We start from the raw sequence: 24,000 nt of genomic DNA, 5'->3' as shown, positions 1-24,000 counted from the left end.
GCGGTCAAGTGCGACCCAGCGTCCGCGCTCCACCATCCCATTCAATCCACGCAAAAGGACTTATCCATGCTCACTTCACTTCAAGGCAAAAGCGTTCTGGTCACCGGCGCCACCAGCGGCATCGGCCTGGGCATCGCCTATGGCTTCGCCCGCCAGGGCGCCCGGGTCGCCATCAGCGCCCGCCACGCCGACAAGGTCCAGGGCGTTGCCCGGCGCATGCGTGACGAAGGCCTGCAGGTCGAGGGGTTCGTCGCCGATGTGGCCCAGGGCGCCGCGGTCCGCCAGCTGCTGGCCGACGTCGCCGGCAGCCACGGCGGGCTGGACGTGCTGTGCTGCAATGCCGGGGTGTTCCCCTCGGCCAGCCTCGAACAGATGAGCGAAGCCGACTGGGACGGGGTGCTGGCCACCAACGCCAAGGGCAACTTCCTCTGTGTCCAGGCGGCCCTGCCCTACCTGCGCCAGGCCGAGTACGGGCGGGTGATCCTCACCTCGTCGATCACCGGCCCCGTGACCGGCTTCCCCGGCTGGGCCCACTACGGCGCCAGCAAGGCCGCGCAACTGGGCTTCATGCGCACCGCGGCGCTCGAACTGGCCAGCGATGGCATCACCATCAATGCCGTGCTGCCGGGCAACATCCTCACCGAAGGCCTGCAGGGCATGGGCCAGGCGTACCAGGACAGCATGGCCGCCTCGGTGCCGCTGCGGCGCCTGGGCAGCGTCGAGGACATTGCCAACGCCGCGCTGTTCTTCGCCTCCCGCGAAGCCGGCTACATCACTGGGCAGAGCCTGGTCGTCGACGGCGGCCAGATCCTGCCCGAATCCCTCCAGGCCCTTGCCTAGAGGCTTCACCTCTCTGACGGAGTGCCCCCATGAGCGAGATCTATACGGACAAGCTGTCCCAGCAACTCGATGCACCGGCCCGGCCCCAGGAAGTCCAGCGCTTGCGCAAGAACGCCGTGGGCCTGATGGGGGTACTGTTCATGACGGTGGCCACGGCGGCGCCGATCACCGCCATGCTCGGCAACGTGCCGATCGCCATCGGCAGCGGCAACGGCCAGTACGCGCCCGCCGGCTATCTGGTGGCGACGGTGATCCTGGCGCTGTTCGCCATCGGCTATGCGCAGATGGCCAAGTACATTACCGCCACGGGGGCCTTCTACGGTTTCATTGCCCACGGGCTCGGGCGGGTGGTGGGCATGGCCGCCGGCATCGCCGTGACCCTGACCTACATCGTCTTCGAAGCGGCCCTGGTGGGCATCTTCGCCTTCTTCTGCGTCGACCTGCTGGCCAGTGTCAGCGGGCTCCAGGCGCCCTGGGTCCTGTTCGCCCTGGCCATGCTGGCGGCCAACGGCATCCTCAGCTACTTCGACATTTCCCTGACCGCCAAGGTGCTGGGCATCTGCCTGGTGCTGGAGATCCTGATGCTGGCGTTGATGGCCGGCGCCGTGCTCTGGCACGGTGGCGGCCCCCAGGGCCTGGCGCCAGAGTCGATCAATCCGCTCAAGGCCTTCACCCCGGCCCAGGGGGTGATCGGCGCCAATGCCGGCATCGGCCTGTTCTTCGCCTTCTGGTCCTGGGTCGGCTTCGAGTCCTCGGCCATGTACGGCGAGGAGTCGCGCAATCCGAAGAAGATCATTCCCCTGGCCACGCTGCTGGCGGTGATCGGCATCGGCGTGTTCTACGTCTTCGTGTCGTGGATGGCCATCGCCGGTTCCGGCCCCAGCGAAGCCATCCGCCTGGCCCAGGACCCGGCCCAGGCCGCCGAGGTGTTCTACGGCCCGACGCGCCTGTACCTGGGCGAGTGGGCGGTGAGCCTGTTCAAGCTGCTGGTGGTGACCGGCTCGTTCGCCTGCGGCATGGCCTTTCACAACTGCGCCTCGCGCTACCTCTATGCCCTGGGCCGGGAGAACCTGTTCGACTGCCTCGGCCGCAGCGTCGGCCGCACCCACCCGCGCCACGGCTCGCCCCACGTGGCCTCCACCGTGCAGAGCCTGATCGCCACGGCCATCGTCCTGGCCTTCCTGGCCGCGGGCAAGGACCCCTACGCCGATCTCTACGCGCTGCTCGCGATCCTCGGCACCATGGGCATCCTGATCGTCCAGGCGCTCTGTGCCTTCGCGGTGGTCTGCTACTTCCACCTGGGCACCCGCCATGTGACCCAGCGTCATTGGTTCAAGACCTTCCTCGCGCCCCTACTGGGCGGGCTGGGCATGCTCTACGTGGTCTACCTGCTGTTCGCCAACCTCAGCTTCGCCGCCGGCAGCGCCGCGCAATCGCTGCTGTTCAAGCTGATTCCCTGGATCGTCGCCGCCAGCTTCGCCCTGGGTGCGGCCATCGCCCTGTACTTCCGGCATTTCGACCGGCGCAAGTACCACATCATCGGCAGCATCGTCATGGACGATGAACGCCAAGAGCCCTGAGGAGCCTCGCCATGTTGAAAGTCAACGCCTTCCAAGCCGAACACGCCGAGGCCCTGGACAGCGCCCAGCGCGCCCTGATCGAGCGCCGGCAACGCTTGCTGGGACCGGCCTACCAGCTGTTCTACGAGCAACCCCTGCACCTGGTCAGCGGCAGCGGCGCCTGGCTGCAGGACCGCGCCGGGCGGCGCTACCTGGACCTGTACAACAACGTCGCCTCGGTCGGCCATTGCCATCCCCGGGTGGTCCAGGCCCTGGCCGGGCAAGCCGCGCAACTCAACACCCATACCCGCTACCTGCACGAAGGCGTGCTGGACTACGCCGAAAAGCTCCTGGCCACCCTGCCCGTGGAGCTGGGCCAGGCGATGTTCACCTGCACCGGCAGCGAGGCCAACGACCTGGCCCTGCGCATCGCCCGAGACTACAGCGGCGGCACCGGGGTGATCGTCACCCGCTACGCCTACCACGGCATGACCCTGGCGATTGCCGAGCTGTCGCCCTCGGTGGGCGACTACGTGCCGCTGTCCCGGGACTGCCGGGTGGTGGATGCGCCACTGCACGACGCCCGGCACCCGGAGCGGGTGGGCCAGGTCTTCGCCGCCCAGGTGCGCGCGGCCATCGCCGATATGCAACGCCATGGCATCCGCCCGGCGGCGTTGCTGGTGGACACCCTGTTCACCAGCGACGGGGTGTTCGCCGACCCGCCGGGCTTCCTCGCCCCGGCGGTGCAAGCCATCCGCGAGGCCGGCGGCCTGTTCATCGCCGACGAAGTACAACCGGGTTTCGCCCGCACCGGCAGCCACATGTGGGGCTTCGAGCGCCACGGCCTGGTACCGGACCTGGTGACCATGGGCAAGCCGATGGGCAACGGCCACCCGCTGGCGGGCTTGGCGGTACGCCCGCATATCGTCCAGCGCTTCGGCCAGCACGCCAGCTACTTCAACACCTTCGGCGGCAACCCGGTGTCGGCCGCGGTGGGCCTGGCGGTGCTGCAGGTGATCGAGGAAGAAGGCCTGCAAGCCAATGCCTTGCACGTGGGCGGCCTGCTCATGCAGGGCCTGCAGAGCCTGGCGGCGGATCATCCGGTGCTGGCCGAGGTGCGTGGCGCCGGCCTGTTCCTGGGCGTCGATATCCGCCAGCCGGACAGCGGTGCGATGGACCCGTCGACCGCCCGGCGCCTGGTCAACCAGTTGCGTAACGAAGGCATATTGATCGGCGTTGCCGGAGCGGCCAACAGCACCCTGAAGATTCGCCCGCCGCTGTGCTTCAGCCAGGATCAGGCCGGGCAGTTCCTCGACGCCCTGGAGCGAGTCCTGCGGCGCCTGTAAGGGCACCGCTAAAAACTACCTGCATTGCCATCGCTGCGTTAAAAACCGGCGGGGGCGCCAGCCCGGTCAAAATGCGCATTTACCTCTTGTAAACTGCGCTTTTTCGCCGGTTTTTGCCTTGCGCTGGCTGCCTCGCCTACGTTTTTAGAGACGCCCTGCAAGGGCCAGGCCTGCCTTGAAGAACCCGCCAGTCAGTCAACCTGGAGGAGCGAAGCTTGCTCGCGAGGGTGGTTAACGCTAGCGCGTATTGCCTGGATCAACGCAGCGCCCTGAAGCCCATCGCGGGCAAGCCGGATCGCCGCCCGCTCGCTCCTACAATCTCCTTAAACAACCTGGCCCGATCCTGCGCCATAGAAGCCCTGCTCGGCGAACAGCTGGCGCAGCTCATCGAGCACCTGGACGTCCTCGATGGTCGCCGGCACCGCCACTTCCGGGCCCCGGGCCAGGCTGCGGATGGTCTTGCGCAGGATCTTCCCCGAACGGGTCTTGGGCAGGCGCTTGAGCACCAGTACCCGACGCAGCGAAGCCAGGGCCCCGACCTGCTCGCGCACCCGCTGCACCAGTGCCTGCTCCAGTTGCCCGAGGTCCACCCGGGCGTCCTGCTTGAGCACCACGAAGCCCACCGGCACCTCGCCCTTGAGGGCATCGTCCAGGGCCACCACGGCGCATTCGGCCACCGCCGGGTGCTCGCCCAGGGCCTGCTCCAGGCTACCGCTGGACAGGCGATGGCCGGCCACGTTGATCACATCGTCGATGCGCCCCATGACGAACACATAACCCTCGGCATCCACATAGCCGCCGTCGCCGCTCAGGTAGTAGCCGGGAAAGGTCCCCAGGTAGCTGTCGACAAACCGCTGGCGGTCCTGCCACAAGGTATTGAGCACCCCGGGCGGCAAAGGCAGGCGCAGCACGATGTTGCCCGGTTCGCCACAGGGCACCGGCTCGCCCTGGTCATCGAGCACCGCCAACTGGTAGCCGGGCACCGGCAGCCCCGCCGAACCGGTCTTGACCGGGTAACCAGCGGTTGCACGCGGCGTGCTGACCACTGGCCAGCCGGTCTCGGTCTGCCACCAGTGATCGATCACCGGGCAGGGCAACGACTCGCGCAGCCAGTCGTAGGTGGCCGGGTCCAGGCGCTCGCCGGCCACGTACACCGCCTTCAGGCAGGACAGATCGTGGTCCTGGCGCAGCCGGCCATGGGGGTCCTCGCGCTTGATGGCGCGAAAGGCGGTGGGCGCGGTGAAGAACACATTCACCCGGTGCTCGGCGATCACCCGCCAGAATGCCCCGGCATCGGGGGTGCGCACCGGCTTGCCCTCGTAGAGCAAGGTGGTGCAACCACGGATCAGGGGCCCATAGACGATGTAGGAATGCCCCACCACCCAGCCGATGTCCGAGGCGGCCCAGAACACCTCCCCCGGCTGGGCGTCGTAGACCGCCTGCATGCTGTAGTTCAAGGCCACCGCATGGCCGCCATTGTCGCGCAGCACACCCTTGGGCTTGCCCGTGGTGCCCGAGGTATGCAGCACGTACAACGGCTCGCCGGCCAGCAAGGGCACCGGTGGCACTGCCTGGGCGCCGGCCATCAGCATTGCCCAGTCGGCATCCCGGCCTTGGCGCAATTCGGCGCCGGCCTGGGGCCGGGCGACGACCACCACCCGCTCCGGCGGCTGCGCCACCAGTTCCAGGGCCTTGTCCACCAACGGCTTGTAGGGCACCACGCGCTCGTACTCGATGCCGCAACTGGCGGTCAGCAGGACCTTGGGCCGGGCATCGTCGATGCGCACCGCCAGCTCCGCCGCCGAGAAGCCGCCGAACACCACCGAATGCACCGCCCCCAGCCGGGCGCAGGCCAGCATGCCGATCACCGCCTCGGGGATCATCGGCATGTACAGCACCACCCGGTCGCCCTGCTCCACCCCCAACCCACGCAACATGCCGGCGCAGCGTGCCACCTGTTCCAGCAGTTGCGCGTAGCTCAGGCGCCGTTGCTGGCCGGTGACCGGGGAGTCGTAGATCAATGCCAGGCGCTCGCCATGCCCGGCCTCGACGTGCCGGTCCAGGGCCAGTTGGCAGGTATTGAGCTGCCCATCGGCGAACCATTGGTAGGTCTGGGGATCCTGCTGCTGGAAGATCTGCCGGGGAAAGCGCATCCAGTCCAGCAAGCGGGCCTGCTGGTGCCAGAAGTCGACGGGATCGGCCTGGGCATGGGCCAAGGCGGTCAGGTAGGCATTCATTGCGCGATGTCCTGTTCTTGTTGGAGGTTCGATAGGCCGCGCTCGCCGTGCAGGTTCGCCGCCGGCCTGCGCCCATCCTGGGCAGGCCGCCCGGTCCCTGCTTGACCCTGCACCACAGTTTTTTGACTCTGCGCCGCGAGCCTCCTGGCAGCCTAGTCGATCCGCCACGGCCGGCCAGCCTGGCCCTCAGCTGCGCAGTGGGAAATCGGCGAAGAGTTCGCCCAGCTCCTGCCACAATCCAGGCAACCCCTGCCGGGGCGCTGTCGCGGGCAGGTCGGCATCGAGCATGCGCGCCCTACGCCCCCGTTGCACCACGAAGCGCTGCATGCCCTAGGCCGCCCGCGCCGCCCCAGGGCCAGCAACCGCGCAGGGGCCGCCAGGTACCAATGCACCGTGGTCCGGCACGCCGTTGAGGCCCTCGTGCAGCAGGGTGTGCAGGGAACTGCCGGCGCAGTAGCCGGCGAGCATGTCCAGGTCGTGGATATGCAGCAGCCGTCATTATCGCTACCAAGCACGTATCGTCAGCGCTTTCTCTGGTCCATTACGCAGCAGAGCAGCCAAGCTTGCGAAGCCGTCAAGCAGGGCCATATCTCCTCCTGGAGAATTGCTGACGCTGACTCTAATGGCTTGGGGCAATGTCCCCCGCCCTACACTGAAAGCCTCTGCGGTGGTGACCAGATGCTGGCGCTGGCGCAGTCCCTGTTCAATCTCGACGGCACGCCAGGGAGCGGGGACTTCTATCCAGAAATGAGGGCAATATGGATGGCTACGATAGCTAATGCCTTGGAGCAAATCCGTGGCCAACGATTGGCGGCGTTTAATTTCCGCTGTCTGGTGTTCTAGTAGAGTTTGTGCGGTGCCATCCTCGACCCATTTGCTTGCAATCTCAAGAACTAGCGGTGTCGCCATCCAGCAGGAGTTGCGCACCGCCGCCGCAATGCGACCCACCATGGTAGTAGGTGCATGAACATACCCCACACGCAATCCTGCTGAGACCGCTTTACTCATACCTCCGATCAGGATGCCCCGCTCAGGCAATAGATGGCAGAGAGGTACTGGGCGCCGGACCATCAATACAGCGTGAGTCTCATCTTCGATGACGATGAGATTATGCTCACGACAGACTCGCGCGATTTCCTCCCGGCGCATGAGCGACATTACCCCTGTGGTCGGATTCTGAATGGTTGGAGTGCAGTACAACGCAACCACCCGATTTGCAGTGCAGACTTCCTTAAGGGATTCAGGCAGAAGGCCTTCATCGTCCATGTCCAGACCAAGCACCTTGATGCCCAGCAACTGCGCAGCACTGATTAACCCAGGATAAGAGAGATGCTCCGTTACCAAGGTGTCGCCGGCACGTAGCATGGCCATGAGCACAACAAGCAGGCCGTGCTGGCTGCCATTGACGCACAGGATCTGCTGGTACTGCGCTTGAAACTCACCGTGAGACAGCCACATAGCTCCAGCTTCTTGGTGTCGTGGCAATCCCGTGTCTGGCGTATAAAGCATCAGCTCTTGCAGTACGGGGGAGCCTGACAATTGCTGGAGAGTGTCTGAAAGCAGTTGGGCCTCGTTGCCGGGGATATGCATATTCCGGCTCATGTCATTGCAAATGTCCGGGCTGTCTACAAAATTGCGGAAACCCTTCTCTCGAACACTATCCCCACTGCGACCTCGGACGAACGTACCATCTCCGATCCGCGCCTCCACCAATCCCATTCGCTCCAGCTCGCCGTAGGCCCTGCTCACGGTACCCGCAGTCACACCCAGTTTGTCCGCAAGGATCCGATGAGGCGGCAGTTTGGCTCCCTGTCTGATAGCTCCGTTACGGATGGATTCTTCGATGCCTTTGGCGAGACGTTTGTACTTCAGACCAGGCCCATCAAGCAGGAAAAATCTGAAAATTGAATCGGTGTCAATATTTATTTTGACCGGCATATTCGCTCCAAATTAACCTCCTTTTAAAGAAGGAATCAGGCAATAAAAGATATCAATCTTAGACAATCGCACGCCTAGATGAGGGAAAATAATGTCAATTCAAATTTTGACAAGTGGCAATCAGCAGGTACGTCTCGCCGGCCTGGTAACCACAGTACTGTTCCTCGTGGTGTGCATCAGTTGGGGGACCACCTGGCTTGGCATTAAGATCGCAGTGGAAAGTGTGCCGCCACTCACTGCCGCCGGGTTACGCTTTCTGATCGCATTCCCGCTCTTCCTGCTCTTTGCGCACTTACGCCGCGAGTCGATCTTCTTCCCGCGCCAGCAATTGGCCTTCTTTATCTTCGTGACGCTCGGCTACTTCAGCGTGCCGTATTACCTACTGAACTATGGCGAACAATACGTCGCTTCAGGGCTGACCGCGCTGCTGTTTAGCAGCATGCCAGTGTTCATCCTGATCTTCTCGGCGATCTTCCTGAAAGAGCGCGTTTTTGTGTCGCAGGCTCTGGGTATCGCCATCGGCTTCAGCAGCCTATTCATGATCATCAGGTCCCAGGGCCTGCACTTAGACTACTCGGAATTGTTCGGCGTGCTTGCCATCCTGCTCGCCGCAATCCTGCATGCGCTCAGCTATGTCATTACGAAAAAACTAGGCGCGAACATCAGTGTTATTACCTTCAATACGCTGCCCATCGGCATCGCCGGCCTAGGACTGTTCGTAGCCGGCTTGCTGGTAGAGCACCCGAACCTATCTACCATCACCGTTCGATCTTGGACCGCACTTACATATCTTGGATTGGTGGCTTCGGTCGGAGGATTCATCGTGTACTTCTTCCTACTCAAGCGCCTCAGCCCCGTGGTGCTGTCGTTTGTTTTCATCATCTTTCCGGTATTCGCCGTGGTCATCAGCGCTTGGTACGAGGGGGTGGCGATATCTCGGGAACTGGTCGGCTTTATCGTGCTCCTGCTGACTGGATTCGCCATTACCAAGTTGCCGATCGAAAAGCTGCTGGGTAGGAGGTGAGATATGAACGGGAATATGTTGACCCAACGGGTTCTGCACGAAATCTATTGGCATGCCCGCAGCATTTATCCAAAGGAATGCTGCGGGTTCGTGCTCGCCGATGCGGCTGTGTCAGCATGCCGGGGCGCGGCATCCAGATCCTCGCCCTCGACCGCCTGGCCGACTACCCCGGCTGAACGCCGTGCCCTGCGGTGCCGGCCAGGCCCTGGCCGGCCCGTTCCAGGTGGCGCCACAACCACCCCGGCAACACCTGCGGGTCAAGGCTGTCGATCAGGTTCTTCAGGGTCAGGCCCAGTTCGGTATCGCCCTCGATCACCAGGCGCCGGCGGAAGAACAAGGTATCCGGGTCTTCCTGGCGGCTGGCCAGCAGCAGGAACTCGCACCAGTTGCCGCGGATGCTGACATCGGCCCGGGCCCGCCGGGCGATGTGCAGGCCATCGCGCTGGCGCGTCAGGTACCAGGTCAGGTCCAGGTCGCTGATGCGCAGGCACAACCAGCGCCCGCGCAACAGGTCGAACTCGCCCTCGGCCAGGGGCTCGGCCAGGCAGCGGTTGAGCGCCTGCTCCAGGGCCAGGCGCTGGAGGCCGAACGGCACCCGGCGCAGCAACGGCAAGATCCGGTCGGCACCCTTGAGGGCACCTCTAAAAACTACCTGCGTTGCCATCGCTGCGTTAAAAACCGGCTCAACATGCTCATTCACTTCAGGTGAACTGCGCTTTTTCGCCGGTTCTTGCCTTGCGCTGGCGGCCTCGCCTACGTTTTTAGCGGCACCCTTGAGCAGCCATTGCGTGGGTTTCAGCACAGTCCCGCCTCCTCGGCCCGCAACATGCCCGCCTGGCCATGCCAGTAACCATTGCAGCCATCCACGCACAGCGGTGGCGCCTCGCCCTGGCAGACCCGGGCGAAGGCCTCCACCACCTGGACCATGCCTTCCGCCCGGGGGCTCAGGCGCAACAGGTCGGCACCACAGGCCACCAGCCCCGGGTAATCGGCCAGCAGGTTGGTGACCTCGGCCGACAGGGTCTGGATGCCATTGAGGGTGAACAGCGCCTGGCCTTCCTGGCTGCTCAGGGCCAGGCCATCGGGGTAGTTGATGCAGCAGAACTGGCAGTCGTCCTTGGGGCGGTTTTCCGCGCGGGCGGTGAAGCAACGCGCCGAGTAGGCCAGCGGCAGGTGGCCGTAGGCGAACACCTCGACCTCGGGCAAGGCCCGGCCCAGCCCGGCAACTTGCTCGAGCACGGCGCGCACCAGGGCCGCGGAGCATTCCACCGGCGGCACCCAACGGATCATCCCGCAGTCCTGCAGCTTGGCCAGGGCGTGGCCGTTGTACAGGTTCAGTGCCGGGCCGGCCACGAACGGCAGTTGGCGCTCGGCCAGGAACTGCACCGCGCCCATGTCGTTGGCCTCCACCAGGAACTGGCCGTTGTCGCACAGGCGGCGCAGGCTCGACAGCTCGGAGGCGGCCTCGATCAGGGCCAGGCCCGACAGCACGATCTGCGCCGCACCGGCCTGCTGCAGCTCGCGCCCCAGGCCCAGCCACTGGTCCAGGTTGAGCACCCGGCGCTTGGAGCACACGGTTTCCCCCAGGTAGATCACATCCAGCGCCAGGCTGGCCATCTGTTCGTAGAATCGCGCCAAGCGCTCCTTGTCCCAGTAGTAGAGGACGGGTCCCAGGCTGAGCTTCATCGGTAGTCCCTCATTGCCATGCACGGTGGTAGGCGCCCAGGGTGGTCTGGCTGCCTTCGGAAAGCCCGGCCAGCACATGCCGCCACTGGTCCTTGACCGCGAAACGCTCGGGCGCCCGGCGATGGGCATCCAGCGCGGCGCGCCAGACCCGGGTGACCTGCTCGACATAGGCCGGGCTGCGCTGGCGCCCTTCGATCTTCACCGCCTGCACGCCGATCGCCGCCAACTCCGGCAGCAGGTCGAGGGTGTCGAGGCTGGTGGGTTCCTCCAGGGCATGGAAGCGCTTGCCGCCGACCATGAACCGGCCCTTGCACAGGGTCGGGTAGCCGGCCGGTTCTTCAGGCCCGTAGCGGTCGATCAGCACCTCGCTCAGGCGGGCGCTCAAGCCCTCGGCGTCCTCGCTCCAGCGCACCGCCTTGGCCGGCGAGCAGACCCCGCACAGGTTCGGCGACTCGCCCGTGATGTAGGACGACAGGTGGCAACGGCCCTCGGCCATGATGCACAGGCTGCCGAAGGCGAACACCTCGATGGGCACCGCGCTGTTGACCGCCACCTGGCGCACCTGGGCCAGGGACAGCACCCGGGGCAACACCGCGCGACGGATGTTGTAGTGCTGGGAGTAGAACGCCAGGGCGCTGGCGTTGGTGGCCGAGCCTTGCACCGACAGGTGCAGGCTCAGGTGCGGATGGCGCTCGGTGGCGTAGCCCAGGACTCCGGGATCGGCGGCGATCAAGGCATCCACGCCATGGTCGGCGGCGCGGTCCACCGCCCGTTGCCAGCGCTCCCAGCCCTGGGGCTGGGGGTAGGTGTTGACCGCCACATAGAGCTGGCGCTGGTGTTGGCGGATATGGGCGACGGCGGCGTCGAACTGCTTGTCGTCCATGTTCAGCCCGGCGAAGCTGCGGGCATTGGTGTCATCGCGAAAACCGACGTAGACCGCGTCGGCGCCTTGGCGTACCGCGGCCTTGAGTGCAGGCAGGTTGCCTGCCGGGCAGACCAGTTGCATGGGCATTCCTCTTCAAAGAACCTGCTGCCCCCACCTTTCGTGCAGACCGCCAGCAGGCCCGGAGCGCTGGAAAAAAAGCGCTGCCAGTCTAGCCAGCGCGCCCGGCAGGACCTTGACGATAATCAAGAGCGCTCACTGCATCCGCTCGGCGAACGAGAGGAACTGCACCGGGTCGTCCTGGCGCAGTTGCCGCTGGCACTCCACCAGCGCCAGGGACAGCAGCGCATGGCCGGCGGCCTGCAACAGGTCGGACCAGGGCCTGTCCGGAACTGTCGATCTCGAAGGTGCGGGTATCGCGGATGGTCAGCGCGGCTGAGGTTCATGGATACAAGGGTGCGTTACGCCAAATGGCCATGGCCTGGGCGTCCTGTAGGCGGGGAATCGGCTGTGGGCCCACGCCTGGACCCGAAGCCCCGGCGGCCCCCCCCGCCTTGGAAGTACTTCCGGGGGGCGGCTCAGGGCGCCAGGCGCTGGCGCCGCCACTGGCCATCCTGGCGCCGGTAGTCGAGACGGTCGTGCAGGCGGTCGGCCCGGCCCTGCCAGAACTCCAGGCGCTCGGGCTGCAGGCAATAGCCTCCCCAATGCGCGGGCCGGTGCAGGGGTTCCTCGACGAAACGGCGGATGGTCTGGGCCAGCAGTGCCTGCAACTCATCGCGATCGGCCAGCGGCCGGCTCTGGGGTGAGGCCCAGGCGCCGAGGCGGCTGGCCAGGGGCCGGGAGTCGAAATAGGCGTCGGACAGCTCGTCCGCCAGGCGCGCCACCGGACCCTCGATCCGCACCTGACGCTCCAGGGCCGGCCAGAAGAAGGTCATGGCGGCCTGGGGGTTGGCCGCCAGCTCCAGGCCCTTGGCACTCTGGTAATTGCCGAAGAAGGTGAACCCCTCAGCGCTCACCCCCTTGAGCAGCAATACCCGGCCATGGGGCCGGCCCTGGCTGTCCACCGTCGCCAGGTGCATGCTGTTGGCCTCCACGGGAGCGCTCTCGGTTGCCCGTGCCTGCTCCAGCCACTGGCCGAACAGCAGCAGCGGATCGTCCGGCGCCTGCTCTTCGTGCAGGCCACCTAGGGTGTAGTTACGGCGCATCTGGGCAAGGGCCAGCGGCATGGCGGTGATCTCCTGGTAAGTGCCGCGCAGTCTGTAAGCAGCGCCACCTGCGCACCTTGACCGTCATCAACGCCGCTGGCGCTACTTGAGCCGCAAGCGCCTGGCCAGCTTGTGCAGGTTGCTCGGGTCCACCGCCAGCAGCCGCGCCGCAGCGGCCCAGTTGTCGCCGCTCAGGCGCAAGGCCTGGACGATGCACTGGCGCTGGCAGGCATCCACCGCATCCCCCAGGGAGGTCAAGGGCAAGCCCGGGGCCGCCGGCTGCTCGGGCACCGGCGGCGACGCCGGGGTGCTGTCCAGGTCCAGGGCCGCAGGCTCCAGGGTGATGATCAGGCTGCGGCTGCCATCGCGGCTGAGCTGCTTGAGCGCGGCCCGGCCGATCACGTGTTCCAGTTCGCGCACGTTGCCCGGCCAGCGGTAGCCCAGCAGCGCCCGCTCGGCCGCCGCCGACAGGCGCAGCCCGCGCAAGCCCAAGCGGGTGCGGTTGAGTTCGAGAAAGTGCCCGGCGATCAGCAGCACATCGTGGCCACGCTCGCGCAGCGGCGGGATCGGCACCGGGTACACCGACAAGCGGTGATAGAGGTCGGCGCGGAACAGGCCGTCGCGGATGCTGTCGGGCAAGTGCCGGTTGGTGGCGGCGATGATGCGCACATCGACGTGCAGCGGCTTGTCCGCCCCCAGCCGTTGGATCTCGCCATTCTGCAAGGTGCGCAACAGCTTGGCCTGGACGCTCAGGGGCAGCTCGCCCACCTCGTCGAGGAATAGCGTGCCGCCATTGGCCGCGTCGAAGCGCCCGGCGCGATCGCTGGTGGCACCGGAGAACGCCCCTTTGACATGGCCGAACAGCTCGCTCTCGGCCAGGGATTCGGGCAAGGCCGCGCAGTTGACCTGCACCAGAGGCTTGTGGCTGCGCCGCGACAGGCGATGCAGGCGCCGGGCGAACAGTTCCTTGCCGACCCCGGTCTCGCCCAACAGCAACACCGGCAGCTCGGCGTCGGCCAGCACGTCCAGCTCGTTGAGCAACTGGTGCAACACATCGCTCTGGCCGAGGATCTCGCCCTCCTCCACGGGCCGCCGCATATCCACGGGGCCGCTGCGGGACAAGCGCAGGCTGCGGTTCTCCTGCTCCAGGCGGGTGACGCGCACGGCCGCTTCGATCTGCAGGGTGCAGCGCTTGAGCTCGTCCCGGGCGGCATCGTCGAAAGTGCCGGCCTGCAAGGCATCGAGGGTGATCGCGCCCCAGATCCGGCCTTCGATATAGAGGCTCACGCCCATGCAGTCGTGCACGGCCAAGGGTTCGCTGACGGCGGTATCGAGCAGGCCGTCGTAAGGGTCCGGCAAGCGGCTGTCGGGTTCGAACCAGGTCGGCTCGCGCGAGGCCATGATCGCCGCCAGCCGGGGGTGCTGGGCAATCACGAAGCGCCGCCCGAGGGCCTCGTGCACCAGGCCGACGGTGGCCAGCGGCCGCAGGCTGTCGTCCTCCAGGCGCAACAGGCCGACCGCACCGCAACGAAAGTATTCGCGCAGGGTCTGCACCAGTCGTTGCAACCGCACGGCATTGGGCAACTCGACGATCAGGTCGGCGGCCAGGCTTTCTCGCAGCATGGTGATCCTCACCCTCTATGGTCATATCTACCCAGGGAAATCGCGGTGGATTTCACCATAGTCCCGGAAACGGCCATTGATTTCGGGCAATCAAAGCTGGCATGGGCGATGCACTCACCCGGCAGGACCCACACCACCCAGGAATCTCCTGATGAACCCGACACTGTCCCAAAGCGAACTCATCGAACACATCCTGTCGCGCTTTCACGACCGCCACCGTGAGCAACTGCCGGAACTGATCCGCCTGGCCCGCCGGGTGGAACAGGTGCATGCCGGCGACAGCCACTGCCCCGAAGGCCTGGCCGACCATTTGCAGGACATGCAACAGGAACTGGAAAGCCACATGCTCAAGGAGGAACAGGTGCTGTTCCCGCTGCTGCAACGGGGCATGGGCCGCCAGGCCGGCGCACCGATCCACGTGATGCGCCTGGAGCACGACCAGCACGGCGAGGCCCTGGAGCGGTTAATGCAACTGACGGGGCAGATCACCACTCCAGAGGCCGCCTGCAACACCTGGCGCACCCTGTACAGCGGCCTGCAGGAATTTCGCGACGACTTGCTGGAGCACATCCAACTGGAAAACGACCTGCTGTTCACCCGGGCCCTGCAATAGCCCGCGCCCCTCCCGGTCCGGCCCGCTCCCAGGTGGAAACAGGCCGGCCCGCGTCGGTCAATGCCAATAGAACATGGCCTTGGCCAGGATCACGATCAACACCATATGCCCGAGGATACTGCGGCGGATGCCCAGCGCCCGGGCCTCGCTCAAGCGTCCGCCGAGCAGCCAGAACGCCAGCAGGAGGTAGTGGCCGATGATGCTCAGGGCCAGGATGATCTTCAGCCCCAGCAAGCTGGCGAAGGTACTGCCCAGCGGATGCGCCAGGGCCAGGCGGTGGTGCCAGGCCAGGCCGATGCCGGCGCCATAGAGCAACAGCACCACGCCATGCAGGACCTTGCGCGAGCGCACCGACAGCGCCTGGTCGACCCCGGCCTGGGCCGCGGCCGGTACCTGGCGGCGCACCGCCGGCCAGATGAGCAGCTCGAAGAACAGCGTGCCGATGAACGCGATGGCCGCCAGCAGGTGGATCAGCAACAGATAGGGATAGAACATCCTGGACTCTCCCGGACCTTAACCTGGTTGGCCGTCGACCCGTGGCTGCAGCAGCATCGGTCCGTAGCGCCAGGCATACAGGGCGAAGGCCAGGGCCCAGCACGCGCCCGCCAGCCACAACCCGGCCTGGGGCAGCCAGGGCACCAGCAGTACCCGGCCGACGCCGGCCAGATTGATCAGGATGAAGGCCAGGGTCATCCCCGCCGGTGTCTGCAAGGGCCGCCCGGTATGGCCGAGGCTGACCCGGGCGATCATCGCCAGGATCAATCCGGCCATGGCGCCGATGGTCAGGCAGTGCACCGCCAGGCTCGGGTTCAGCGCCACCCCGTCATGCCACAGGGCCATGCCCAGGCAGGCCAGCGCCAGCCAGGCATAGGCCAGGTGCAACGACCATAGCAGCGGTACCTGCCACAGGCCGCGATCATGCCAGCGCCACAGGCGTACCAGGTGCCCGAGCGCCAGGAAGGCGAACAACAGGCCCAGCCAGGGCCTCGGGGCCAGGGCCAGCCCAGCGGCATACAGCAGCGCCACCAGGGCCGAACCGCCCAGCAACAGCCAGTCGAGCCAGGGCCAGGGCGCCACCGCCTCGGCCCGCCCCAGCCCGCGCTGGGTGAAGAACGGAATCACCCGGCCGCCGATCAGGCCCATGATCGCCGCCACCAGCCAGATGCCGGCCAGCACCGCCTGGCGCTGCCAGCCCTCATCGCCACGCACCAGGCCGCACACCGCCAGGCCATCCACCGCCGTCAGCAACAGCAGGACCAGCACCAGCGGATAGTTGCGCTGCTGGCGCACCCGCCACAGGGTCCGCGCCATGACTAGCGCCACCAGCAATGGAAAGCCCAGCTCCAGCGGCGCCAGCAGCGGCCAGGGCAGGTCCGCCAACCAGGCTACCCGGGCGGCCAGCCACAACAGCGCCAGGCCCGCCAGCGGCTTGCCGGACAGGCCCGGCTGGCCGGTCCAGGTCTGCACCGCGGTGAGCAGGAAGCCGGCGATGATCGCCAGGCCGAAACCGAATACCAGTTCGTGGCGGTGCCAGGCCAGCCAGCCGCCCGCGGGCTCCCAACTGCCCAGCACGCCCTGCAGCGCCGCCAGCCACAGCGGTATCGCCAGCAGCGCGAGGACGCAGCCGGCGAGGAACAGCGGACGGAACGCCAGGCGCAACAACGGCGCTACGGCCAGGGCCTTACGGCGATCAAGTACTTGCATCGAGCCACTCCTTACCTTGTTGCCGGTGCTATCCACGACGAAGCGAAGCCCGGCGTCACCTTCTGCCATTCACCGACCGTCGCCGCTGCGCCACGTCAACGAAGCAGTCGATGGGCCGGTCGACGACAGCGGCGAACTGGCTGTCCAGGTTGATAGTGCAAGGGGCGTGCCCTGTGCGCGGGCGCGGCTGGCCGGCGCCCTGCCGCCAATGACGGGGTAAAAACAACCCGTTCATGGTCATTGCAACCCTAGTTACCAGGGTCATTTAAACCCTGCCGCCATTCAGGTCGAGGGTGCGCGGGCGTCCAGGGGCAGGTCCGGGCCTTGCTCGGCAAAGCTATCCCGCGTTCCTGGAGTTCCCATGAAAAACATCGTCCAGCCCCTGGCCTGGTTCTGCATCCTCAGCGCCCGGGTGGCGACCGCCAGCGGTATTTCCCTGAGAACCTGTTCACGCTCTAGCGAGCGACGCTCAGGCAAGGCAGAAATGGCTGAGAAAGCGCAATTTATGGCCCTAAATGAGCATTTCGAAGCCACTTTTAACGCCGCATGAGTTAAGCGCAGCAGATCGTGAACAGGTTCCGAGCCTGGTCTGAACTCCTGAACGACGAGCAGCTCGACGAGTTGATGGCCACCAGCCAGCTGCTCAGCGTCGACAAGGGCGAGCCGCTGTTCCACCAGGGCGAAACCGCCGATGCGTTCTATTTCGTCATCGCCGGGACGGTGAAGATCTACCGCCTGACCCCGAACGGCCAGGAGAAGGTCTTCGAGGTGATCGGGCCGACGCACTGAATTGTCATCAACCGCGAAGCCCGATCATCTTCAACGGCCTGGCATTGGACTTACTTGGTCAAGGTCTTGTGGTCTGCTCGTCCAGGTAGTTGAAATGGTCGCGTAGATCGTTCAGGAGCCTGAGTACCAGTGTGGGTGCTTCGAGCGTTTCCAGCACAACGGGAAGTATTTGAATCGACTTGAAACCAGGTGTCAGGCTGATACCCGGCTCCAATACGCGCAGGCATGAATGTGGTTTGAGGTGGCGGTCCGATCCTTGACGAAGGCCTCACGTACCGAGTGGAGCATCGCCAGTGCCTGCTGTGCCGGGTCTTGACGTTGCACCACGCCAATGTTGCGCACAGGACAATAATTATTTGCGCCCGAGGGAATTGATAGGAACCTAACGAAAGGCGCATGCTAGAGGGCTTGCCATGGGCTTATATCATTCCGAATGATAGTTACCTTTGCTTCATTCGATTCGTGAGATACAAACCCGCCGAGCATCATCCGCCCATCTCAAATTACCTTGGCGGATGTACCCATGGACCAGTCAGTCAAACTCTTAAGTTTTCCACTAGCCGCGCTCGCCGTGCTGGTGTTGAGCGCCTGCGGCAAGGCTCCACAGACCGCCTCCGCCCCAGCGGCAGCCAAGGTCAGCGTGGCCAAGGTGCTGGAGCAACCCGTCAACGAATGGGATGAGTTCACCGGGCGCCTGGAGGCCCCGGAAACCGTCGAGATCCGCCCACGGGTCTCGGGCCAGATCGACCAGGTGGCGTTCACCGAAGGCGCCCTGGTGAAAAAAGGCGACCTGCTGTTCCAGATCGACCCCCGGCCGTTCCAGGCCGAAGTGCGTCGCCTGGAAGCCCAGCTGCAACAGGCCCGGGCCACCGCGACCCGCAGCGCCAACGAAGCCCAGCGTGGCCAGCGCCTGCTGACCAGCAACGCGATTTCCGCCGAGCTGGCCGACACCCGCACCAGCGCCGCCCAGGAAGCCCGGGCCGGGGTCGACGCGATCCAGGCGCAACTGGACCTGGCCAAGCTCAACCTCAGCTTCACCCGCGTCGTCGCGCCCATCAGCGGCCGGGTCAGCCGTGCGCAGATCACCGCCGGCAACCTGGTGACCGCCGACGTCACCGCGCTGACCAGCGTGGTCTCCACCGACAAGGTCTACGCCTACTTCGACGCCGACGAGCGCGTGTACCTCAAGTACACCCAGCTTGCCCGCCAGGGCCAGCGCGGCCAGAGCACCCCGGTGTACCTGGGCCTGTCCAACGAGGACGGCCACCCGCACCTGGGCCAGATGAACTTCGTCGACAACCAGGTCAACCCCAAGACCGGCACCATCCGTGGCCGCGCGGTGTTCGACAACAGCGATGGCAGCTACACCCCGGGCCTCTACGCCCGGCTCAAGCTGGTGGGCAGCGGCACTTACTCGGCGATGCTGATCAACGACGAAGCCGTGGGCACCGACCTGGGCAAGAAGTTCGTGCTGGTGATGGACGCCGATAACAAGCCGGCCTACCGCGCCGTCGAACTGGGGCCGAAGATCGAAGGCCTGCGCATCGTGCGCAACGGTTTGAGCAAGGACGACACCATCATCGTCAAGGGCCTGCAACGGGCACGCCCGGGGGCACCGGTCACGCCTGAAGTGATCCCCATGGCCAGCAAGGAAACCCTCGCTGCCCTGGCCCAACAACGCCAAGCACTGGAAGCCAGCAACCTGCAGCAGGTCACCCCTGCCAAGCCGGCTGTGGCCGTGAAACTCGCCGCCGCGACTCCGCGCGGTTAAGGGACGACTCTCAAGATGAATTTTTCCCAATTCTTCATATCAAGGCCGATCTTCGCAGCGGTGCTATCGCTGCTGATCCTGATCGCCGGCGCCATCTCGCTGTTCCAGCTCCCCATCAGCGAATACCCGGAAGTGGTGCCGCCGACCGTGGTGGTACGCGCCAACTTCCCGGGGGCCAACCCCAAGGTGATCGGTGAAACCGTAGCCGCGCCGCTGGAGCAGGCCATCACCGGGGTCGAGAACATGCTCTACATGTCCTCGCAATCCACCGCCGACGGCAAGATCACCCTGACCGTGACCTTCGCCCTGGGCACCGACCTGGACAATGCCCAGGTCCAGGTGCAGAACCGCGTGACCCGGACCCTGCCCAAGCTGCCGGAGGAAGTGACGCGCATCGGCATCACCGTGGACAAGGCCTCCCCCGACCTGACCATGGTGGTGCACCTGACCTCGCCGGACAAACGCTACGACATGCTCTACCTGTCCAACTACGCCATCCTCAACATCAAGGACGAGCTGGCGCGCCTGGGTGGCGTGGGCGACGTGCAGCTGTTCGGCATGGGCGACTACTCGCTGCGCGTGTGGCTGGACCCGAACAAGACCGCTTCGCGCAATCTGACCGCCACCGACGTGGTCAGCGCGATTCGTGAACAGAACCGCCAGGTCGCCGCCGGTGCCCTGGGCGCGCCACCTGCGCCCAACGCCACCAGCTTCCAGCTGTCGGTCAACACCCAGGGCCGCCTGGTCACCGAGGAAGAGTTCGAGAACATCATCATTCGTTCCGGCGAAGACGGCGAGATCACCCGCCTGAAGGACATCGCCCGGGTCGAGCTGGGGTCGAGCCAGTACGCCCTGCGCTCGCTGCTGGACAACCAGCCGGCGGTGGCGATCCCGATCTTCCAGCGTCCGGGCTCCAATGCCATCGAGATTTCCAACGAAGTGCGGGCCAAGATGGCCGAGCTCAAGCAGAACTTCCCCGAAGGCATGGACTTCAGCATCGTCTATGACCCGACCATCTTCGTCCGTGGCTCCATCGAGGCAGTGGTGCATACCCTGTTCGAAGCCCTGGTGCTGGTGGTACTGGTAGTGATCCTGTTCCTGCAGACCTGGCGTGCCTCGATCATCCCGCTGGTGGCCGTACCGGTCTCGCTGATCGGCACCTTCGCGGTGATGCACATGTTCGGCTTCTCGCTCAACGCGCTGTCGCTGTTCGGCCTGGTACTGGCCATCGGCATCGTGGTGGACGACGCCATCGTGGTGGTGGAGAACGTCGAACGTAACATCGGCCTGGGCCTGAACCCGGTGGAAGCCACCCAGCGCGCCATGCGCGAGGTGACCGGCCCGATCATCGCCACCGCCCTGGTGCTGTGCGCGGTGTTCGTGCCCGCGGCCTTCATCAGCGGCCTGACCGGACAGTTCTACAAGCAGTTCGCCCTGACCATCGCCATTTCCACGGTGATCTCGGCCTTCAACTCCCTGACCCTGTCCCCGGCCCTGGCGGCAGTGCTGCTCAAGGAACACCACGCGCCCAAGGACCGTTTCTCGCTGTTCCTCGACAAGCTGCTGGGTGGCTGGCTGTTCAAGCCGTTCAACCGCTTCTTCGAGCGCGCCAGCAACGGCTACGTCGGCACTGTGCGCCGGGTCATCCGTGGCAGCGGCATCGCCCTGTTCCTGTATGCCGGCCTGATGGTCCTGACCTGGTTCGGCTTCGCCCACACGCCCACCGGCTTCGTTCCGGCCCAGGACAAGCAGTACCTGGTGGCCTTCGCCCAGTTGCCGGATGCGGCGAGCCTGGATCGCACCGAGGACGTGATCAAGCGCATGTCCGACATCGCCCTGAAACAGCCGGGCGTGGAAAGCGCCGTGGCCTTCCCCGGCCTGTCGATCAACGGCTTCACCAACAGCCCGAACAACGGCATCGTCTTCGTCACCTTGAAGCCCTTTGAGGAGCGCAAGGACCCGAGCATGTCCGCCGGCGCCATCGCCGGGGCCCTGAACGGCAAGTACGCTGATATCCAGGATGCCTACATGGCGATCTTCCCACCGCCACCGGTACAGGGCCTGGGCACCATCGGCGGGTTCCGCCTGCAGGTCGAGGACCGTGGTGGCCTGGGCTACGAGGACCTGTACAAGGAAGTGCAGAACGTCATCGCCAAGAGCCGCAGCGTGCCGGAACTGGCCGGGCTGTTCACCAGCTACCAGGTCAACGTGCCCCAAGTGGACGCGGCCATCGACCGGGAAAAGGCCAAGACCCACGGCGTGGCGATCTCGGACATCTTCGACACCCTGCAGATCTACCTGGGCTCGCTGTATGCCAACGACTTCAACCGCTTCGGACGCACCTACCAGGTCAACGTCCAGGCCGAGCAGCAGTTCCGCCTGGAAGCCGAGCAGATCGGCCAGCTCAAGGTGCGCAACAACAAGGGCGAGATGATCCCCTTGGCGACCTTCATCAAGGTCAGCGACACCGCAGGTCCCGACCGGGTCATGCACTACAACGGCTTCGTCACCGCCGAGATCAACGGCGCGGCAGCCCCGGGCTACAGCTCCGGCCAGGCCCAGGCGGCGATCGAGAAACTGCTCAAGGAAGAACTGCCCAACGGCATGACCTACGAATGGACCGAGTTGACCTACCAACAGATCCTGGCTGGCAACACTGCGCTGTTCGTGTTCCCGCTGTGCGTACTGCTGGCCTTCCTGGTGCTGGCCGCCCAGTACGAAAGCTGGAGCCTGCCGCTGGCGGTGATCCTGATCGTGCCCATGACCCTGCTGTCGGCCATTGCCGGGGTGATCCTCTCCGGTGGCGACAACAACATCTTCACCCAGATCGGCTTGATCGTACTGGTGGGCCTGGCGTGCAAGAACGCGATCCTGATCGTCGAGTTCGCCAAGGACAAGCAAGAGGAAGGACTGGACCCGCTGGCCGCGGTACTGGAAGCCTGCCGCCTGCGCCTGCGGCCGATCCTGATGACCTCCTTCGCCTTCATCATGGGCGTGGTGCCCCTGGTGATCTCCAGCGGCGCGGGTGCGGAAATGCGTCATGCCATGGGTGTGGCGGTGTTCTCCGGGATGCTCGGGGTGACCTTCTTCGGCCTCCTGCTGACCCCGGTGTTCTATGTCCTGATCCGCAACTACGTGGAGCGCAGCGAGGCCCGCAAGGCCGCCCGCGCCCTGCAACTGGAGATGCAACAATGAGTTCGAAAGTCTTCCTGCCGAGCCTGCTGGTACTGGCCCTGAGTGCCTGTGCCGTAGGCCCGGACTACCAGACCCCGAGCACCGAGGCGGCGCACATCGGCGCCGCCGGCGACAGCGCTGCGGGCCAGAAGAATTTCGATCGCGCGCGCTTCGAAGGCATCTGGTGGCAGCAGTTCGACGATCCGACGCTCAACCAGCTGGTGAGCCAGTCGCTTGAGGGCAACCGTGAGCTGCGGGTGGCCTTCGCCCGCCTGCGGGCCGCCCGGGCGATCCGCGATGACGCCAGCAACGACGCCATGCCGACCATCACCAGCCGCGCCAGCAGCAACCTGGGCAAGGGCCAGGTGCCCGGCCAGACCAGCAAGCGGGTCAATAGCGAGCGCTACGACCTGGGGCTGGACATGGCCTGGGAGCTGGACCTGTTCGGCCGTATCCAGCGCAACCTGGAAGCCACCGAAGCCGACCAGCAAGCCGCCGAGGCCGACCTCTACCAGTTGCAGGTGACCATGATCGCCGAGCTGGTGGATGCCTACGGCCAGCTGCGTGGCGCACAACTGCGGGAAAAGATCGCCCTGGCCAACCTGGACAACCAGAAGGCCTCGCGCAAGATCACCGAAAGCCTGCGCGACGCCGGAGTGGGCGACCAGCTGGACGTGGTCCGCGCCGATGCGCGCCTGGCCGCGGTGGAGGCCAGCGTGCCGCAACTGCAGGCCGAGCAGGTACGCCAGCGCAACCGCATCGCCACCCTGCTGGGCGAGCGTCCGGACAAGCTCAGCGTCGACCTTTCGCCCGCGCAGTTGCCGGCCATCGCCAAGGCCTTGCCGATCGGCGATCCGGGCGAGCTGCTGCAGCGCCGGCCGGACATCCTCAGCGCCGAACGCAAGCTGGCCGCCGCCACCGCGCGAATCGGCGTGGCCAAGGCCGATCTGTTCCCGAGGGTCAGCCTCAGTGGTTTCCTCGGCTTCACCGCCGGACGTGGCTCGCAGATCGGTTCCTCGGCGGCCAATGCCTGGGCCCTGGGCCCGAGCATCACCTGGGCCGCCTTCGACCTGGGCAGCGTGCGGGCGCGCCTGCGCGGCGCCGACGCCAATGCCGACGGCGCCCTGGCCAACTATGAGCAGCAGGTGCTGCTGGCCCTGGAAGAATCGGAGAATGCCTTCAGCGACTACGGCAAGCGCCAGCAGCGCCTGCTCTCGCTGATCCGCCAGAGCGAGTCCAGCCGCGCCGCCGCCGACCTGGCCGAGATCCGCTATCGCGAAGGCACCGTGGACTTCCTGGTGCTGCTGGACGCCCAGCGCGAGCGCCTGGCCGCCGAAGACTCCCAGGCCCAGGCCGAAGTCGAGCTGTACCGCGGCATCGTCGCCATCTACAAGGCCCTGGGCGGTGGCTGGCAACCCGAGACGCTGGCCAGCAACTAAAGAATTGCAACGCGCTCCTTTGGTTGGCCGCAACCAACCAATGTTTGGCCCCGTGGATCATTCGGTCGCGGGGCCTTTTTTTGCCCGGATACCGACCTGCCGCCACGCAAGGCTGCGCCCGGCCGGGGCGGCATACCGATGCCGCAGGGGCAGGCGCTTGCACCCGCTG

At 65.7% G+C, this 24,000-nt stretch carries 18 protein-coding genes and 3 pseudogenes; 10 read left to right on the top strand and 11 right to left on the bottom strand.

Translation table 11 applies throughout. The annotated features are described in order from the left end of the window. Positions 1 to 66: 66 nt before the first annotated feature. The 3 genes from fabG to ACK6AU_RS09485 are packed head-to-tail and all read left to right on the top strand — an operon-like array spanning position 67 to position 3,745. A complete protein-coding gene (gene fabG, locus ACK6AU_RS09495) occupies positions 67 to 840 on the top strand; it encodes a 3-oxoacyl-ACP reductase FabG (protein ID WP_409299000.1) in 774 nt (257 codons plus the stop codon). Between the two features lie 29 nt (positions 841 to 869). Next, on the top strand, positions 870 to 2,420 hold the full coding sequence (locus tag ACK6AU_RS09490; protein WP_409298998.1) for an APC family permease: 1,551 nt from the start codon (positions 870 to 872) through the stop codon (positions 2,418 to 2,420). A gap of 11 nt (positions 2,421 to 2,431) precedes the next feature. Continuing rightward, positions 2,432 to 3,745 (top strand): aspartate aminotransferase family protein, encoded by a 1,314-nt coding sequence (locus ACK6AU_RS09485; protein ID WP_409298996.1) that lies wholly within the window; start codon positions 2,432 to 2,434, stop codon positions 3,743 to 3,745. Positions 3,746 to 4,068: 323 nt separating this feature from the next. Here ACK6AU_RS09485 and ACK6AU_RS09480 read toward each other — a convergent pair whose 3' ends face one another. From ACK6AU_RS09480 to ACK6AU_RS09465, 4 genes and pseudogenes are all read right to left on the bottom strand, one after another. Next, positions 4,069 to 5,982 (bottom strand): acetate--CoA ligase, encoded by a 1,914-nt coding sequence (locus ACK6AU_RS09480; RefSeq protein WP_409298994.1) that lies wholly within the window; start codon positions 5,980 to 5,982, stop codon positions 4,069 to 4,071. 186 nt (positions 5,983 to 6,168) lie between these two features. Continuing rightward, complete coding sequence (locus tag ACK6AU_RS09475; RefSeq protein ID WP_409298992.1) at positions 6,169 to 6,309, bottom strand: hypothetical protein; 141 nt, start codon at positions 6,307 to 6,309, stop codon at positions 6,169 to 6,171. A gap of 42 nt (positions 6,310 to 6,351) precedes the next feature. Further along, positions 6,352 to 6,471, bottom strand: a pseudogene (locus ACK6AU_RS09470) (hypothetical protein); the annotation flags it as partial. 15 nt (positions 6,472 to 6,486) lie between these two features. Then, a complete protein-coding gene (locus tag ACK6AU_RS09465) occupies positions 6,487 to 7,920 on the bottom strand; it encodes a PLP-dependent aminotransferase family protein (RefSeq protein WP_409298990.1) in 1,434 nt (477 codons plus the stop codon). Between the two features lie 91 nt (positions 7,921 to 8,011). Here ACK6AU_RS09465 and ACK6AU_RS09460 point away from each other — a divergent pair, with 91 nt between their 5' ends. After that, on the top strand, positions 8,012 to 8,944 hold the full coding sequence (locus ACK6AU_RS09460; RefSeq protein WP_409298988.1) for a DMT family transporter: 933 nt from the start codon (positions 8,012 to 8,014) through the stop codon (positions 8,942 to 8,944). A 163-nt stretch (positions 8,945 to 9,107) separates the two neighbouring features. Here ACK6AU_RS09460 and ACK6AU_RS09455 read toward each other — a convergent pair whose 3' ends face one another. The 5 genes from ACK6AU_RS09455 to norR all read right to left on the bottom strand — a co-directional run bounded on the left by ACK6AU_RS09455 (position 9,108) and on the right by norR (position 14,341). Beyond that, on the bottom strand, positions 9,108 to 9,608 hold the full coding sequence (locus ACK6AU_RS09455) for an SCP2 domain-containing protein (protein WP_409298986.1): 501 nt from the start codon (positions 9,606 to 9,608) through the stop codon (positions 9,108 to 9,110). Between the two features lie 131 nt (positions 9,609 to 9,739). Next, positions 9,740 to 10,630, bottom strand: a complete 891-nt coding sequence (locus ACK6AU_RS09450) for a U32 family peptidase (protein ID WP_185698786.1) — start codon at positions 10,628 to 10,630, stop codon at positions 9,740 to 9,742. A 10-nt stretch (positions 10,631 to 10,640) separates the two neighbouring features. Continuing rightward, positions 10,641 to 11,636, bottom strand: coding sequence for a peptidase U32 family protein (locus ACK6AU_RS09445; RefSeq protein WP_185698785.1), 996 nt, complete (start codon positions 11,634 to 11,636; stop codon positions 10,641 to 10,643). Positions 11,637 to 12,091: 455 nt separating this feature from the next. Next, complete coding sequence (gene pdxH, locus ACK6AU_RS09440; protein WP_409298983.1) at positions 12,092 to 12,739, bottom strand: pyridoxamine 5'-phosphate oxidase; 648 nt, start codon at positions 12,737 to 12,739, stop codon at positions 12,092 to 12,094. Positions 12,740 to 12,820: 81 nt separating this feature from the next. Continuing rightward, the gene (norR, locus tag ACK6AU_RS09435; protein WP_409298981.1) at positions 12,821 to 14,341 is read right to left on the bottom strand and encodes a nitric oxide reductase transcriptional regulator NorR; all 1,521 of its coding nucleotides are present in this window, start codon (positions 14,339 to 14,341) and stop codon (positions 12,821 to 12,823) included. Positions 14,342 to 14,519: 178 nt separating this feature from the next. Here norR and ACK6AU_RS09430 point away from each other — a divergent pair. After that, positions 14,520 to 14,954 (top strand): annotated as a pseudogene (locus tag ACK6AU_RS09430) (hemerythrin domain-containing protein); the annotation flags it as partial. Between the two features lie 57 nt (positions 14,955 to 15,011). Here the strand turns inward: ACK6AU_RS09430 and ACK6AU_RS09425 are convergent. Both ACK6AU_RS09425 and ACK6AU_RS09420 read right to left on the bottom strand, forming a co-directional pair. Further along, entirely contained in the window at positions 15,012 to 15,449 is a 438-nt protein-coding gene (locus tag ACK6AU_RS09425; protein ID WP_185698781.1) for a hypothetical protein, read from the bottom strand. Between the two features lie 18 nt (positions 15,450 to 15,467). Then, a complete protein-coding gene (locus ACK6AU_RS09420; protein WP_409298979.1) occupies positions 15,468 to 16,658 on the bottom strand; it encodes an NnrS family protein in 1,191 nt (396 codons plus the stop codon). Positions 16,659 to 17,019: 361 nt separating this feature from the next. On the opposite strand from ACK6AU_RS09420, the gene ACK6AU_RS09415 reads away from it, so the two are divergent. From ACK6AU_RS09415 to ACK6AU_RS09395, 5 genes and pseudogenes are all read left to right on the top strand, one after another. Beyond that, positions 17,020 to 17,208 carry a hypothetical protein gene (locus tag ACK6AU_RS09415; protein WP_409298977.1) on the top strand — a complete coding sequence of 63 codons (189 nt, stop codon included), beginning with the start codon at positions 17,020 to 17,022 and terminating at the stop codon, positions 17,206 to 17,208. A gap of 14 nt (positions 17,209 to 17,222) precedes the next feature. Further along, positions 17,223 to 17,432, top strand: a pseudogene (locus tag ACK6AU_RS09410) (Crp/Fnr family transcriptional regulator); the annotation flags it as partial. A 538-nt stretch (positions 17,433 to 17,970) separates the two neighbouring features. Then, a complete protein-coding gene (gene mexE, locus ACK6AU_RS09405) occupies positions 17,971 to 19,218 on the top strand; it encodes a multidrug efflux RND transporter periplasmic adaptor subunit MexE (protein WP_185698778.1) in 1,248 nt (415 codons plus the stop codon). A 15-nt stretch (positions 19,219 to 19,233) separates the two neighbouring features. Beyond that, on the top strand, positions 19,234 to 22,413 hold the full coding sequence (locus ACK6AU_RS09400; RefSeq protein WP_409298975.1) for an efflux RND transporter permease subunit: 3,180 nt from the start codon (positions 19,234 to 19,236) through the stop codon (positions 22,411 to 22,413). Then, positions 22,410 to 23,831 carry an efflux transporter outer membrane subunit gene (locus tag ACK6AU_RS09395; RefSeq protein WP_185698776.1) on the top strand — a complete coding sequence of 474 codons (1,422 nt, stop codon included), beginning with the start codon at positions 22,410 to 22,412 and terminating at the stop codon, positions 23,829 to 23,831. The genes ACK6AU_RS09400 and ACK6AU_RS09395 overlap by 4 nt, the downstream gene beginning before the upstream one ends. Positions 23,832 to 24,000: the final 169 nt, after the last annotated feature.

This window comes from Pseudomonas sp. KCJK8993, assembly GCF_046230915.1.
GTDB classification, from domain to species: domain Bacteria; phylum Pseudomonadota; class Gammaproteobacteria; order Pseudomonadales; family Pseudomonadaceae; genus Aquipseudomonas; species Aquipseudomonas piscis.
The sequence above is the reverse complement of the archived record's forward strand: the minus strand, read 5'-3'. Positions and strand labels throughout refer to the sequence as shown.

What these genes read in the sequence shown, in the direction of transcription:
- norR (WP_409298981.1), bottom strand. Translation starts at nt 14,341, where the DNA reads ATGCTGCGAGAAAGCCTGGCCGCCGACCTGATCGTCGAGTTGCCCAAT.
- pdxH (WP_409298983.1), bottom strand. Translation starts at nt 12,739, where the DNA reads ATGCCGCTGGCCCTTGCCCAGATGCGCCGTAACTACACCCTAGGTGGC.
- ACK6AU_RS09475 (WP_409298992.1), bottom strand. Translation starts at nt 6,309, where the DNA reads ATGCAGCGCTTCGTGGTGCAACGGGGGCGTAGGGCGCGCATGCTCGAT.
- ACK6AU_RS09465 (WP_409298990.1), bottom strand. Translation starts at nt 7,920, where the DNA reads ATGCCGGTCAAAATAAATATTGACACCGATTCAATTTTCAGATTTTTC.
- ACK6AU_RS09395 (WP_185698776.1), top strand. Translation starts at nt 22,410, where the DNA reads ATGAGTTCGAAAGTCTTCCTGCCGAGCCTGCTGGTACTGGCCCTGAGT.
- ACK6AU_RS09480 (WP_409298994.1), bottom strand. Translation starts at nt 5,982, where the DNA reads ATGAATGCCTACCTGACCGCCTTGGCCCATGCCCAGGCCGATCCCGTC.
- ACK6AU_RS09420 (WP_409298979.1), bottom strand. Translation starts at nt 16,658, where the DNA reads ATGCAAGTACTTGATCGCCGTAAGGCCCTGGCCGTAGCGCCGTTGTTG.
- mexE (WP_185698778.1), top strand. Translation starts at nt 17,971, where the DNA reads ATGGACCAGTCAGTCAAACTCTTAAGTTTTCCACTAGCCGCGCTCGCC.
- ACK6AU_RS09425 (WP_185698781.1), bottom strand. Translation starts at nt 15,449, where the DNA reads ATGTTCTATCCCTATCTGTTGCTGATCCACCTGCTGGCGGCCATCGCG.
- ACK6AU_RS09460 (WP_409298988.1), top strand. Translation starts at nt 8,012, where the DNA reads ATGTCAATTCAAATTTTGACAAGTGGCAATCAGCAGGTACGTCTCGCC.
- ACK6AU_RS09490 (WP_409298998.1), top strand. Translation starts at nt 870, where the DNA reads ATGAGCGAGATCTATACGGACAAGCTGTCCCAGCAACTCGATGCACCG.
- ACK6AU_RS09400 (WP_409298975.1), top strand. Translation starts at nt 19,234, where the DNA reads ATGAATTTTTCCCAATTCTTCATATCAAGGCCGATCTTCGCAGCGGTG.
- ACK6AU_RS09455 (WP_409298986.1), bottom strand. Translation starts at nt 9,608, where the DNA reads ATGGCAACGCAGGTAGTTTTTAGAGGTGCCCTCAAGGGTGCCGACCGG.
- ACK6AU_RS09485 (WP_409298996.1), top strand. Translation starts at nt 2,432, where the DNA reads ATGTTGAAAGTCAACGCCTTCCAAGCCGAACACGCCGAGGCCCTGGAC.
- ACK6AU_RS09415 (WP_409298977.1), top strand. Translation starts at nt 17,020, where the DNA reads ATGAAAAACATCGTCCAGCCCCTGGCCTGGTTCTGCATCCTCAGCGCC.
- ACK6AU_RS09445 (WP_185698785.1), bottom strand. Translation starts at nt 11,636, where the DNA reads ATGCAACTGGTCTGCCCGGCAGGCAACCTGCCTGCACTCAAGGCCGCG.
- fabG (WP_409299000.1), top strand. Translation starts at nt 67, where the DNA reads ATGCTCACTTCACTTCAAGGCAAAAGCGTTCTGGTCACCGGCGCCACC.
- ACK6AU_RS09450 (WP_185698786.1), bottom strand. Translation starts at nt 10,630, where the DNA reads ATGAAGCTCAGCCTGGGACCCGTCCTCTACTACTGGGACAAGGAGCGC.